Source organism: Pseudomonas sp. RGM 3321 (assembly GCF_022836805.1).
In the GTDB taxonomy this organism is placed as follows: Bacteria; Pseudomonadota; Gammaproteobacteria; order Pseudomonadales; family Pseudomonadaceae; genus Aquipseudomonas.
This window is the reverse complement of the sequence record NZ_JALHBH010000119.1, coordinates 264,829-278,100: the sequence shown is the minus strand read 5'-3', so window position 1 is coordinate 278,100 and position 13,272 is coordinate 264,829. Positions and strand designations below refer to the sequence as shown.

The window sequence follows — 13,272 nt, the reverse complement described above, 5'->3', positions numbered from 1 at the left end:
TTCATGGCCCCTCCTGGCGGCGGGCCTGATGCCGGATGAGTGCCTGCATCAACCAGCCGACAAAGGTCACGGAAATCATCAGCGACAGGGTCAGCGTGCCGAAGATCGCCCAGAAGTCCTTGGCGATGGCCGACGCATACACCATCACGCCAACGGCAGGCGGCACCAGCAACAGCGGCAGATAACGCAGCAGACTGCTGGCGGCCATGCTGATCGGCTCGCTCACTTCACCGCGCAGCATCAGATAGGCCATCAAGAGCACAAGGCCGATGATCGGCCCCGGCAATATCGATAGAAAAAGATGGTTGAGCGCGGTTCCCAGCAATTGGAACATCACCAGCCATGTCAAACCCCGTAACAACATGAGGACCCCGGCAAATAAACGAATCCAGCGAATTATCGGCGTCATTATAAACACGCCGCGTCGCAGGTCATGAGCGGGTATTCGTATTGAGGCAGTTGCTTGACCAACCGGCAACACTCTGCTGATCTTGTGATTCGCCCGCAGACGTTAGCTGATGCGGGCGGTGGCACCTCGACGCAAAACCAAATGAGACAAGGAGAGCTGCATGCCTTCTGTACCCGTCACAGAGCTCAAGCATTACATTGGCAAGGAAGCAGAATGTTCAGACTGGCTGACCATCGACCAGGAGCGCATCAACCTGTTCGCCGAAGCCACAGGGGACTTCCAGTTCATTCATGTCGACCCGGTCAAAGCGGCGCAGACCCCGTTCGGCGCGACTATTGCGCATGGTTTCCTGTCGTTGTCGCTGATCCCCAAGCTGATGGAGGGCATCATGGTGCTGCCCGAAGGCTTGAAGATGGCGGTCAACTACGGGATGGACAGCGTGCGCTTCGTTCAGCCTGTGCTGGTCAACTCTCGCGTGCGCCTTAAGGTCCAGTTGACTGAAGTGACCGAGAAAAAACCCGGCCAATGGCTGCTCAAGGCAACCGCCACGCTGGAGATCGAAGGTCAGGAAAAACCCGCTTTTGTGGCCGAACCTTTAACCCTGTGTTTCGTGTAACACGTTTAAAACATGAAACAGTCGTAACAGACTGTTTCATCCCGCTTACTCGCTGCGGCATACTCCCCTGCGGTCGTGCCCCATAACATCTGCTCAAGCAGAGCCGGGCCCGCCCCTGAATCATTCTTCCGGGATCTCACATGCGCGCGCTCGCTCCATTGGCTTTGACACTCTTGATCGCAGGCTGCGGTGATGGCGAATCAATTTTGCCACCCGACGGCCGCCTGTCCGACGGCGGGCGCTATCGCGGCGATCTGGTCAACGGCGTATTGCAGGGCCAGGGCCGTATCGACTACCCCAACGGCAGTTGGTACGCAGGTCGGTTCGAAAACGGCCTGCGCCAAGGCCAGGGTGAGTGGCACGCCAGCAACGGCGACGTCTACAAGGGTGGTTTCGAGCAAGGCTTGTTCAACGGCCAGGGCCGATTGACGACCCGTAATGGCGCAAGTTATGTCGGCAACTTCAAATTGGGGCTGCGCGACGGCGAAGGCACTCAGAAAGACAAGGGCGTGCTTTATCGCGGTCAGTTCAAGGCAGGCCTGTACGACGGCCCCGGTCGCCTTGAGCTGGAAGACGGCAGCCAGCACCAGGGCGTGTTCGCCAATGGCAAGGCCAACGGCGAAGGTTCGCGCAGTGACGCCAGCGGCAATCAATACAGCGGTAATTTTGTCGACGGTCAATTGCAGGGTACCGGCAGCTTCACCAGCGCTGATGGCGATCAATACGTCGGCAACTTTCGCAACAGCCAGCTCGACGGCAAAGGTCGCTACGAAAATAGCGACGGCGACGTCTGGAGCGGTGATTTCAAGGAAGGCGCGCTGACCGGCAAAGGCGAATTGATCGGTGCTGACGGCAGCCGTTATCAAGGCGACTTCGACAACTGGCGTTTCATGGGTCAGGGCCAGCTGCAACTGGCCGACGGCAGCCGCTATGTCGGCCAGTTCGCCGATGACACCTATCAGGGCGACGGCGTGCTGATCTCCCCGGACGGCAAGGAGCAGCGCGGTATCTGGGCCAATGGCCAACGGGTGCGCGACGCCAAAGGCAAACTGCTGCCCGACGCGCTTGAAGCAGGACTGCTGGTTCAAGGCACCCTACTGGAGAAAGCGCTGGCCGCAGTCCCTGCATCAACGCCCGCCACCGAGCTTTACACGCTGGTCGTGGGCGGCGACGGCAAGCAAAGCGTGTTCATGCGCGAGGCAGACTATGTCAGCAACCTGCTGAAGTCGCGCTTTGGAGCCGTCGGGCAGGTCAGTCTGGTCAATCATCGCGACCACATGGATGACCGGCCAATGGCAACCCGCGAGACCATCTCCCGCGCAGTCCAGACACTCGCGCAACGTACCGGTCCGGAAGACCTGATCTTCATTTACCTGACCAGCCACGGCACCCAGGACCATGAACTGGTGCTGGACCAGCCGCGCCTGTCGCTGGCCGATCTGCCCGCCGATGCCCTCGCGGCCGCCCTTGCGCCGCTGAAGAATCGTGACAAGATCGTGGTGATTTCGGCCTGTTATTCCGGGGGTTTCATTCCAGACCTGAAAGATGAACGCACGTTGATCATGACCGCATCACGCGCCGACCGCGTTTCATTCGGCTGCTCGGAAGAGGCTGATTTCACTTACTTTGGCGATGCACTATTCGCTAGGGCATTGGTCGAAACCGATGACCTGCAACACGCTTTCAACGAAGCAAAAGCCTATGTTGCCCAACGTGAGAGCGAAGACAATTTCGACGCCTCCGAACCGCAGATATGGGCACCGAAAGGAGTTCTGGCGCGCTGGCAGCAGTTGCGCAAAAGCCAGGCCGAACGCGCTTTGAATACGGCGTTGAACCGCACGGAAGCGAAGACCTCGACTAGCCACTAGGCTATCAGTGTATGAAGGGAGAACGATTATGTATCTGACGCCGCAACACATCCTGCTTGCAGGGGCCACCGGTCTGACGGGCGAGCACTTGCTTGACCGCCTGCTCAACGAACCGACAGTCAGCCGCGTACTGGCACCAACCCGCAGGCCTCTGGCAGAACACCCGCACCTTGAAAACCCGGTTGGCGAACTGAGCACACTGCTGCCAACACTGGCTGGCCGTGTGGACATCGCATTCTGCTGCCTGGGCACCACGATCAAGCAAGCGGGCTCGCAGGATGCGTTCAAGGCGGTTGATCTGGACCTTGTAACAGCGTTCGCCAAACGTGCGCGTGAGCTGGGCGCGCGCCACTTGCTGGTAATCAGTGCGATTAGTGCAGACCCCAAGTCCAGCACCTTCTACAACCGTATCAAAGGCGAGATGGAACAGGCATTGCGCGCCCAGGACTGGCCGCAACTGACTATCGCCCGCCCTTCCCTGCTGGTAGGCAGCCGCACCGAAACCCGCTGGGTCGAGCAACTGGCAGCCCCCATCGCCAAACTGATCCCCGGTAAATATGGCGCTATCGAAGCCTGCCAACTGGCCCGCGCCATGTGGCGCCTGGCGCTGGAAGAGCAGAATGGCGAGCGTATTGTCGAATCGGATGAACTGCGCAAGCTGGGCAAGTAGATGATGGTCGCTGTGGCCGGACGATGATCGTTCCCATGCTCCGCGTGGGAATGCGGTTCATGAAGCTCTGCGTCACCCAAGGAGCATTACCTGATAGCGCAGGTAGTCGCTCTGATACCGCTAAAGCCCTCCCGTAGCCTGAACCCCTAGTCCCGCTGCCGTCAGCAATGACAGCGGCAGCAGCAGGGTGTCGAGCAGCGCACTGCCCGGCAGGTCCAGGCCCGGGTAGCTGGGAGCGTCTGCGCCGAATCGGTCGGCAGCACAGCAACCACCCTGCAGCGCATACATATTCAACCGCGTGCCTGCATACACCACCGGCGCGCCAGGTTTTGCCGCATTGAGCGTGCGCGCGGTGGCGCAGCCGGTCAGCGTCAGCGCAAGCGCTATCAGCAGCAGCTTATTCATCGCCGCCAATGTGGTGCTCGCCCCAACGCGGCAGCATGTCCTGAGGGATATTCAGCAGATTGAGAATCCGCGCGACGACAAAGTCCACCAGGTCGTCGATGGTCTGCGGCTGATGATAAAAGCCCGGAGATGCAGGAAGAATTACCGCGCCCATGTTCGACAACTTGAGCATGTTTTCCAGATGAATGCTGGAATACGGAGCCTCGCGGGGCACCAGAATCAATTGCCGACGTTCTTTCAAGGTGACGTCGGCAGCGCGCTCGATCAGATTGTTGCAGGCCCCGGTGGCAATTGCCGACAGCGAACCGGTGGAGCATGGCACTACCACCATCGCGCTGGGCGAACCAGAACCTGACGCCACTGGCGACATCCAGTCGTCACGACCATAAACGCGTATCTGACCGGCAGACGCGCCGGTGTACTCAGTCAGAAACGCCTGCATCATCATCGCCTTGGGTGGCAGACGCACATCAGTCTCGGTGGCCATCACCAACTGCGCGGCCTTGGAAATCAGGAAGTGCACCTCCCGGTCCTCACGCACCAGGCAATCCAGCAAGCGCAGGCCATATTGCGCGCCGGAAGCGCCGGTCATCGCAACCGTAACGCGCTCCGGGCCGCTCATTTCAGCGCCTCGGCCAGTTTGCCGTGCAGGCCGCCAAAGCCGCCGTTGCTCATGATGACGATATGCGTGCCGGGCTGCGCCTGGCTATGGACTCGCGCGATGATTGCTTCAATCGAATCACATACCGTCGAGGGTATGGTGCCTCCAGCGACCGTAGCTGCCAGGTCCCAGCCAAGATTGGGCGGGGCATACCAGACCACCTGATTTGCCTGACGCACGCTTTCCGACAGACCTTCGCGGTGCGCGCCAAGCTTCATGGAATTGGAACGCGGCTCGATAACGGCAATGATCGGCGCATCACCGATTTTCTTGCGCAGGCCATCCAGCGTGGTGGCAATGGCTGTCGGGTGGTGAGCGAAGTCATCATAAATAGTGATGCCGCGCACCTCGGCGACCTTTTCCATGCGCCGCTTGACGCTCTTGAAGGCGCTGAGTGCCTGTACGCCCAACGAAGGCACAACGCCCACGTGGCGAGCGGCCGCCAGCGTTGCCAGGGCATTGGCCACGTTGTGCTGACCGGTCATGTCCCACTCGACGCAACCTTGAAGCTGACCCTCGAACAACACTTCAAAACGCGAACCGTCTTCACTCAACAGCCGCGCCTGCCACTGACCGCCTTCGCCAGTGGTTTGCACCGGCGTCCAGCAGCCCATCTCGATAACCCGCGACAACGCAGGTTCGGTGGTCGGATGAATCACCAGGCCTTCGCTCGGAATGGTACGCACCAGATGGTGAAACTGGCGTTCGATAGCGGGTAGATCCGGGAAGATGTCGGCATGATCGAACTCAAGGTTATTGAGGATCGCAGTGCGCGGGCGGTAATGAACGAACTTGGAGCGCTTGTCGAAAAACGCACTGTCGTATTCATCGGCCTCGACCACGAAGAACGGGGTGTCACCCAGACGCGCCGACACCGCGAAATTCTGCGGGATGCCGCCGATCAGGAAACCAGGGCTCATGCCGGCATGTTCCAGCACCCAGGCCAGCATGCTGCTGGTGGTGGTCTTGCCGTGCGTACCGGCCACCGCCAATACCCAGCGGCCTTGCAGCACATGGTCGGCCAGCCATTGCGGGCCGGACACATACGGCAAACCTTTATTCAGGACGTATTCAACCGCCGGGTTGCCACGCGACAGCGCATTGCCGACCACAACCAGATCAGGTGCGGGGTCCAGTTGCGCAGGATCGTAACCCTGGGTCAGCTCGATGCCCTGGGCTTGCAGTTGGGTGCTCATCGGCGGATAGACGTTGGCGTCGGAGCCGGTGACCCGGTGCCCCGACTCTTTGGCGAGCACCGCCAGAGACCCCATGAACGTGCCGCAGATACCAAGGATATGAATATGCATGACCAACCTCTCAGAACATCTGCGCAGGTTAACGTAGGGACGGTGAAATGGCACCCTGAGTTTGTCCGCTGCATTGCCTGCACAGGCCATTTCAATGACCGGCAGATAAGCCTAAAGTCCTAGCCACGGCCGGATGCAATTGGCCTATTCTTGAACGCTTATTGCCAGATACCCGAAGGCAGAATCGACACAGACTCCCTCACAACAAGAACCAGGAGACATATCATGCGTTACGCTCATCCCGGTACCGAAGGCGCTATCGTCAATTTCAAGGAACGCTACGGTAACTATATCGGCGGCGAGTTCGTCGCACCGGTCAAAGGCCAATACTTCACCAACACCTCGCCCGTCACCGGCAAGGCCATCGCCGAATTTCCGCGCTCCACTGCCGAAGACATCGAAAAGGCCCTCGACGCTGCGCACGCAGCTGCTGCAGCCTGGGGCTCGACCTCGGTGCAGGCCCGCTCGCTGGTGCTCCTGAAAATTGCCGATCGTATTGAAGCCAATCTCGAAGTCCTGGCCATCACTGAAACCTGGGACAACGGCAAAGCGATCCGCGAAACCCTCAACGCTGATATCCCGCTCGCCGCCGATCACTTCCGCTACTTCGCTGGCGTGCTGCGTGCGCAGGAAGGCAGCGCTGCCGAAATCGACGGTAATACTGTTGCCTATCACATTCATGAGCCGCTGGGCGTGGTCGGGCAGATCATCCCGTGGAACTTCCCGCTCCTGATGGCCGCCTGGAAACTCGCTCCTGCGCTGGCTGCCGGTAACTGCATCGTGCTCAAGCCAGCCGAACAGACCCCGCTGGGGATCAGCGTGCTGATCGAACTGATCGGCGATCTGCTGCCTCCCGGCGTGCTGAACATCGTGCAGGGTTATGGTCGCGAGGCAGGCGAAGCGCTGGCCAGCAGCAAGCGCATCGCCAAAATCGCGTTCACCGGCTCGACACCGGTCGGCTCGCACATCATGAAACTGGCGGCGGATAACATCATCCCGTCCACCGTGGAACTGGGCGGCAAGTCGCCGAACATCTTCTTCGAAGACATCATGAGCGCTGAGCCTGAGTTCATCGACAAGGCTGCCGAAGGCCTGGTGCTGGCGTTCTTCAATCAGGGCGAAGTCTGCACCTGTCCGTCCCGAGCACTGGTGCAGGAGTCGATCTATCCACAGTTCATGGAAGCGGTGATGCGCAAGGTCGAGAAGATCAAGCGCGGCGACCCGCTGGACACTGACACCATGGTCGGCGCTCAGGCATCCGAGCAACAATTCGACAAGATTCTTTCGTACCTGGACATCGCCAAGGGCGAAGGCGCCGAGCTGCTGACCGGCGGCAAGGTAGAAAAGCTGGAAGGCAGCCTGTCCACCGGCTACTACATCCAGCCGACGCTGCTCAAAGGCAATAACAAGATGCGTGTGTTCCAGGAAGAAATCTTCGGCCCGGTGGTCAGCGTCACCACCTTCAAGGACGAAGCAGAGGCTGTGGCCATCGCCAACGACACCGAGTTCGGCCTCGGCGCAGGCTTGTGGACCCGCGACATCAACCGCGCCTACCGCGTGGGCCGGGCGATCAAGGCCGGGCGAGTCTGGACCAACTGCTACCACCTGTACCCGGCCCACGCCGCATTCGGTGGCTACAAGAAGTCCGGCGTCGGCCGCGAAACCCACAAAATCGCGCTTGAGCACTATCAACAGACCAAAAACCTGCTGGTGAGCTACGACACCAACCCGTTGGGTTTTTTCTAGGCCAGTTGATTGTCCGACTATCGTTACCACGCTCCAGCGTGGTAACGCCGCTCTGGACGCTCTGCGTCCGATCTCAAATGCGCGGGGTCAGCGCAATAGTCATCTCAAAAAGCATCGCGCACCAACCCTGTGCATCGCGCCTTGGCATCGCGCCTTGGCGTGATGCATCTTTGCTCTGAATCCTCTGTTCATGGTTGCAAACTCGCACTCCCGGCCGGGATGGAGTATTAATTGCTTGCATCGCTTCCCACAGTCGTTTGAACCGGGACGTCACCGGTTCACCCGAAAGACTACGTCCGACGCAAACAGCGCGACGTCATGGAGAATCTGTATGGCGAGCTTTTCCCATTCTGTCGGTGCGCAGACGTACCGCTTCGACAGCCTCAAAGAAGTCATGGCCAAGGCCAGCCCCGCGCGCTCCGGTGATTATCTGGCCGAGGTTGCGGCGCAAAGCGACGGCGAGCGCGTTGCAGCGCAGATGACGCTGGCGAATATTCCCCTCAAGCACTTTCTTGAAGAAGCCCTGATCCCGTACGAACAGGACGAAGTCACCCGGCTGATCATTGATACCCACGACAAACAGGCGTTCGCCCCGGTCAGCCATCTGACGGTCGGCGGCTTTCGTGACTGGCTTCTCAGCGACAAGGCTGACGAAACCAGTCTGCGCGCACTGGGCCCCGGCCTGACCCCGGAAATGGCTGCCGCCGTTTCAAAGATCATGCGCGTGCAGGATCTGGTGCTGGTGGCGCAGAAAATCCGCGTGGTGACGCGCTTCCGTAACACCATGGGCCTGCGCGGCCGGCTGTCGACACGCCTGCAACCCAATCACCCGACCGACGACCCGTCCGGCATTGCCGCCAGCGTGCTCGACGGCCTGCTGTACGGCAATGGCGATGCCATGATCGGCATCAACCCGGCGACCGACAGCACCTCGTCCATCGTCGCCCTGCTGGAAATGCTCGACGCCATCGTCCAGCGCTATGAAATACCGACCCAGTCCTGCGTACTGACCCACGTCACCACCTCCATTGAAGTGATCAACCGTGGCGTGCCGGTCGACCTGGTGTTTCAGTCGATCACCGGCACTGAAGCCGCCAACGCCAGCTTCGGCATCAGCCTCAAGCTTTTGCAGGAAGGCTATGAAGCGGGCCTGAGCCTGAATCGCGGCACCCTCGGGCAAAACCTGATGTATTTCGAGACCGGACAAGGCAGCGCGCTGTCGGCCAACGCGCATCATGGCGTCGACCAGCAGACCTGCGAGACCCGCGCATACGCCGTCGCCCGGCATTTCAACCCGTTTCTGGTCAACACCGTGGTCGGTTTCATCGGCCCCGAGTACCTGTACAACGGCAAACAGATCATCCGCGCCGGTCTGGAGGATCACTTCTGCGGCAAGCTGCTGGGCGTGCCGATGGGCTGTGACATCTGCTACACCAACCACGCAGAGGCCGATCAGGACGACATGGATACCCTGCTGACGCTGCTGGGGGTCGCCGGGATCAACTTCATCATGGGTATTCCCGGCTCCGACGACATCATGCTCAATTATCAAACCACCTCGTTCCACGACGCGCTGTATGCCCGGCAAAGCCTGGGCCTGCGTCCCGCACCGGAGTACGAGGCCTGGCTGGAGAAAATGGGCATCTTCACCCAGACCGACGGCCGCGTCCGCTTCGGTGACAGCCTGCCGCCTGCGTTCCGCCAGGCACTGGCGCACCTCGCATGAGTGATCAGCCGATGAACGAAATACCAGACAACGCCGCGCCAGCCAATCCTTGGCTGGAGCTACGCCGCCTTACCTCCGCACGCATCGCGTTGGGGAGAACCGGCACCAGCCTGCCCACCTCCGCGCAGCTCGACTTTCAAGCGGCACATGCCCAGGCGCGCGATGCAGTGCATCTGGCCTTCGATCATGCCGCGATCAGCGCGCAACTGACCGAGAAAGGTCGTGAAACCATTTTGCTGCACAGCGCTGCTGCCGACCGCGACAGCTACCTGCAACGCCCGGACCTGGGCCGACGCCTGAATGAAGAGTCTGCGCAGGCACTGCGCGAGTACGCGGCGGCTTATCCGGGCGGTCTCGATCTGGCGGTAGTGGTCGCCGACGGTCTTTCAGCCCTGGCCGTGCATCGACATGCCGTGCCTTTTCTCACTCGCCTGGAAGAGCAGGCAAACGCCGAGGGCTGGTCCCTTTCGCCAGTGATAATGGTCGAGCAAGGCCGCGTCGCCGTGGCTGACGAGGTGGGCGAACTGCTCGGCGCGAAAATGGTAGTGATCCTTATTGGCGAGCGCCCGGGCCTAAGCTCACCGGACAGTCTGGGGCTGTATTTCACCTACGCGCCGAAGGTCGGGTTGAATGATGCGCACCGCAACTGTATTTCCAACGTGCGCCTGGAGGGCTTGAGCTACGGCATGGCAGCCCATCGGCTGCTGTACCTGATGCGCGAGGCCTGCAGGCGGCAGATCTCGGGGGTCAATCTTAAAGACGAAGCGCAACTGCAGACCCTTGAGTCAGACGGCTCTGCCGAGCATTCAGACAAGCCGATCGGCAATTTCCTGCTCGACGGCCCGGCCGCACCACATTAGATTGTGCTTTCTAAAGTCGCCGGGCAGGATCGCGTAATCATCCCGGCGCACTGCATCAGCCCATAGGGAAGTTGAGGCCAACCATGCGGATCATCAAAGCGACTCTCGAACACCTGGACATGCTTTGCCCATTGTTCATCAAGTACCGCGAGTTCTACGGTGAGTCACCTTTCCCGGACTCCTCGCGGGACTTTCTCGAAAAACGCCTGCGTCGTGACGAGTCAGTGATCTATCTGGCGCTGGCCAAGGATGACGAGAGCAAACTGCTGGGTTTTTGCCAGCTGTATCCCAGCTACTCATCGCTGTCGCTCAAGCGGGTATGGATTCTCAACGACATCTATGTTGCCGAGGACGCGCGCCGCCAACTGGTCGCCGATCACTTGATGAAACAGGCGAAGAAGATGGCCAAGGAAACGCATGCAGTACGACTGCGCGTGTCGACCAGCAGCAATAACGAGGTGGCGCAAAAAGTCTATGAGTCCATCGGTTTCAAGGAAGATTCGCAGTTCAAAAACTACGTGCTGCCCATCAATCAGGACTGATCACCCGCTCGCGCTGACCGGAAGCCAAGCCGCGTCAGCGCAACAGACTGCTCCAGTCGTCACACATAAAAACCCAGCGTTTATTCCGAAGCCCCTTCTGCGCATTCTGCTTCTATAATGCCGCGCATACTGAACAGTCGTTTCTTCCGCATGCGACCCCGGACAGGGTTCTCGCCTCAGGTGCCTTAATGGATTTCAACCCGCTGGACCTTATTCTGCATCTCGACGTCTACCTTGACCTGTTAGTGACCAACTACGGTACGTGGGTCTACGCGATTCTGTTTCTGGTGATTTTCTGCGAAACCGGGCTGGTGATCATGCCCTTCCTGCCGGGCGACTCGCTGCTGTTCATCGCCGGAGCCGTGGCTGCCGGCGGCGGCATGGACCCGGTCCTGCTGGCCGGGCTGCTGATGCTGGCGGCGATTCTGGGCGACAGCACCAACTACGTAATTGGCCGCACTGCGGGCGAGAAACTGTTCAGCAACCCAAAATCGCGCATCTTCCGCCGCGACTACCTGCTGCGCACCCAGGATTTCTATGAACGCCACGGCGGAAAAACCGTAACACTCGCGCGTTTCCTGCCGATCATCCGCACGTTTGCTCCATTCGTGGCCGGTGTAGGCAGAATGTCCTATCCGCGTTTCGTGGGTTTCAGCGTACTGGGCTCGGTGCTGTGGGTCGGCAGCCTGGTGACACTGGGCTTCTTCTTCGGCAACGTGCCATTCATCAAGCACAACCTGACCTTGCTGGTACTGGCAATCATCCTGCTGTCGCTGGTGCCGATGATCATTGGTGTGGTTCGCAGCCGTAGCGCGCCTCCGGCAGACGCGCGCTGAGTCATGTGGTCATTCAGCAACTGGCGCAGGCAGCGTACGCTCGCCAGACACCCGGTTGCTGACGAGCTGTGGCAGAAGGTGCGCGGACGTCTGCCAATCCTCGATGGCTTAAACAGCGGGCAGCATGCGCAATTGCGTGACGCCTGCGTACTGTTTCTGAATGACAAACACCTCAGTGCACTGCCGGGCGTTGATCTGGATGACGAGCAGCGATTGTTTCTCGCCGCCCAGGCGCAACTGCCTCTGCTGAAACTGGGCGAACTGAACTGGTATCAGGGCTTTCACGAGATCGTGCTGTACCCCGACGACTTCGTCAGCCCGCAGCGCCATCGCGATGCCAGTGGCGTAGAGCACGAGTGGGACGGCGAACACAGCGGCGAAGCCTGGCTGCAGGGCCCGGTGATTCTGGCCTGGCCGGGCGTGTTGAGCAGCGGCGACTGGGATGGCTACAACCTGGTGATCCATGAACTGGCGCACAAGCTCGACATGCTCAACGGCGACGCCAATGGGCTGCCGCCGCTGCACAGCGACATGCAGGTGACCGAATGGGCGAGGATCATGCAACGCGCGTTCGATGACCTCAATCGGCAACTGGACGACAACCCTGAGGCGCAAACCACCATTGATCCCTATGCCGCAGAAGACCCTGCCGAGTTTTTCGCCGTGACCAGCGAATACTTCTTCAGCGCACCCGACCTGCTGCACGACAGTTACCCGGCAGTCTACGAACAACTGAAGGCGTTTTACCGGCAAGACACCCTGGCCCGACTGAACCTGCTGCGCCAGCAGGACCCGGCTTACCGGGACAACTGACAGCGGCCAAGGCCATGCGTGGCAACCAAAACAGAATATGCCTATAATCCGGACCACTTTTTGGCGGTTCGCGCCAAAATCTGTCTGGTCAACTATGGGGGCAATGCCCAATGAGCTACAGCAAGATTCCGGCAGGCAAAGACCTGCCGAACGACATCTACGTCGCGATCGAAATCCCGGCCAACCACGCGCCGATCAAGTACGAAATCGACAAAGAAACCGATTGCCTGTTCGTTGACCGTTTCATGGCCACCCCGATGTTCTACCCGGCCAACTACGGTTTCATCCCTAACACGCTGGCTGACGACGGCGACCCGCTGGACGTGCTGGTGGTGACGCCTTACCCGGTGTCCCCAGGTTCGGTCATTCGTGCCCGCCCGGTCGGCATTCTGCACATGACTGACGACGGCGGTGGCGATGCCAAGGTTATCGCAGTGCCACACGACAAGCTGTCCCAGCTGTATGTCGACGTGAAAGAGTACACCGATCTGCCAGCCCTGCTGCTTGAGCAGATCAAGCACTTCTTCGAGAACTACAAGGATCTCGAAAAAGGCAAATGGGTGAAAATCGAAGGTTGGGGCAATGCTGACGCGGCCCGCGCCGAGATCACCAAATCGGTTGCAGCGTTCAAAGGCTGATCACTGATCTGGCGTTTCAGGGCACGCCACGCGCGTGCCCTGAAACACGCTTGCCCCCTTCCCCGCCGCTGCTCCCCGCCAGTACCGTTCCTTGAAACACACCCATCCGGTTTTTTTGTAGCGCACATGTTTAAAAATGTGTTCGATTTTTAGGCGCTCGATAAACAGTTCGTTA

Annotated in this window: 14 protein-coding genes; 10 read left to right on the top strand and 4 right to left on the bottom strand. The window is 59.7% G+C overall.

Features of this window, described 5'->3' with window-relative positions; all coding sequences use genetic code 11:
* Position 1: 1 nt before the first annotated feature.
* Complete coding sequence (locus RGM3321_RS23920) at positions 2 to 364, bottom strand: CidA/LrgA family protein (protein ID WP_244395121.1); 363 nt, start codon at positions 362 to 364, stop codon at positions 2 to 4.
* A gap of 205 nt (positions 365 to 569) precedes the next feature.
* On the opposite strand from RGM3321_RS23920, the gene RGM3321_RS23915 reads away from it, so the two are divergent.
* The 3 genes from RGM3321_RS23915 to RGM3321_RS23905 all read left to right on the top strand — a co-directional run bounded on the left by RGM3321_RS23915 (position 570) and on the right by RGM3321_RS23905 (position 3,563).
* Positions 570 to 1,025: a MaoC family dehydratase gene (locus RGM3321_RS23915; protein WP_058407840.1), complete on the top strand. Its 456-nt coding sequence runs from the start codon at positions 570 to 572 to the stop codon at positions 1,023 to 1,025.
* 140 nt (positions 1,026 to 1,165) lie between these two features.
* Entirely contained in the window at positions 1,166 to 2,893 is a 1,728-nt protein-coding gene (locus RGM3321_RS23910; RefSeq protein ID WP_244395088.1) for a C13 family peptidase, read from the top strand.
* A gap of 28 nt (positions 2,894 to 2,921) precedes the next feature.
* Positions 2,922 to 3,563, top strand: a complete 642-nt coding sequence (locus RGM3321_RS23905) for an oxidoreductase (protein ID WP_244395087.1) — start codon at positions 2,922 to 2,924, stop codon at positions 3,561 to 3,563.
* 120 nt (positions 3,564 to 3,683) lie between these two features.
* Here the strand turns inward: RGM3321_RS23905 and RGM3321_RS23900 are convergent, their stop codons facing one another.
* Genes RGM3321_RS23900 through mpl form a run of 3 tightly spaced genes read right to left on the bottom strand, consistent with a single transcriptional unit; the run spans position 3,684 to position 5,936 of the window.
* Entirely contained in the window at positions 3,684 to 3,968 is a 285-nt protein-coding gene (locus tag RGM3321_RS23900; RefSeq protein ID WP_244395086.1) for a YceK/YidQ family lipoprotein, read from the bottom strand.
* Positions 3,961 to 4,590 (bottom strand): flavin prenyltransferase UbiX, encoded by a 630-nt coding sequence (gene ubiX, locus RGM3321_RS23895; protein ID WP_058400875.1) that lies wholly within the window; start codon positions 4,588 to 4,590, stop codon positions 3,961 to 3,963. The genes RGM3321_RS23900 and ubiX overlap by 8 nt, the downstream gene beginning before the upstream one ends.
* A complete protein-coding gene (gene mpl / locus RGM3321_RS23890) occupies positions 4,587 to 5,936 on the bottom strand; it encodes a UDP-N-acetylmuramate:L-alanyl-gamma-D-glutamyl-meso-diaminopimelate ligase (RefSeq protein ID WP_244395085.1) in 1,350 nt (449 codons plus the stop codon). Before mpl ends, ubiX begins: the two co-directional genes overlap by 4 nt.
* 225 nt (positions 5,937 to 6,161) lie before the next feature.
* Between mpl and RGM3321_RS23885 the strand changes: the two genes are divergently transcribed.
* The 7 genes from RGM3321_RS23885 to ppa all read left to right on the top strand — a co-directional run bounded on the left by RGM3321_RS23885 (position 6,162) and on the right by ppa (position 13,097).
* Positions 6,162 to 7,682 carry an aldehyde dehydrogenase family protein gene (locus RGM3321_RS23885; RefSeq protein ID WP_004666377.1) on the top strand — a complete coding sequence of 507 codons (1,521 nt, stop codon included), beginning with the start codon at positions 6,162 to 6,164 and terminating at the stop codon, positions 7,680 to 7,682.
* A gap of 331 nt (positions 7,683 to 8,013) precedes the next feature.
* A complete protein-coding gene (locus RGM3321_RS23880) occupies positions 8,014 to 9,408 on the top strand; it encodes an ethanolamine ammonia-lyase subunit EutB (RefSeq protein ID WP_244395084.1) in 1,395 nt (464 codons plus the stop codon).
* Between the two features lie 11 nt (positions 9,409 to 9,419).
* Positions 9,420 to 10,268, top strand: a complete 849-nt coding sequence (gene eutC / locus RGM3321_RS23875; RefSeq protein WP_244395120.1) for an ethanolamine ammonia-lyase subunit EutC — start codon at positions 9,420 to 9,422, stop codon at positions 10,266 to 10,268.
* A gap of 83 nt (positions 10,269 to 10,351) precedes the next feature.
* Positions 10,352 to 10,810 carry a GNAT family N-acetyltransferase gene (locus RGM3321_RS23870; RefSeq protein WP_244395083.1) on the top strand — a complete coding sequence of 153 codons (459 nt, stop codon included), beginning with the start codon at positions 10,352 to 10,354 and terminating at the stop codon, positions 10,808 to 10,810.
* Between the two features lie 188 nt (positions 10,811 to 10,998).
* A complete protein-coding gene (locus RGM3321_RS23865; protein ID WP_011169678.1) occupies positions 10,999 to 11,646 on the top strand; it encodes a DedA family protein in 648 nt (215 codons plus the stop codon).
* Between the two features lie 3 nt (positions 11,647 to 11,649).
* Positions 11,650 to 12,459 (top strand): M90 family metallopeptidase, encoded by an 810-nt coding sequence (locus tag RGM3321_RS23860; protein ID WP_244395082.1) that lies wholly within the window; start codon positions 11,650 to 11,652, stop codon positions 12,457 to 12,459.
* Positions 12,460 to 12,569: 110 nt separating this feature from the next.
* Positions 12,570 to 13,097 (top strand): inorganic diphosphatase, encoded by a 528-nt coding sequence (gene ppa, locus RGM3321_RS23855; protein ID WP_002551870.1) that lies wholly within the window; start codon positions 12,570 to 12,572, stop codon positions 13,095 to 13,097.
* Positions 13,098 to 13,272 lie beyond the last annotated feature (175 nt).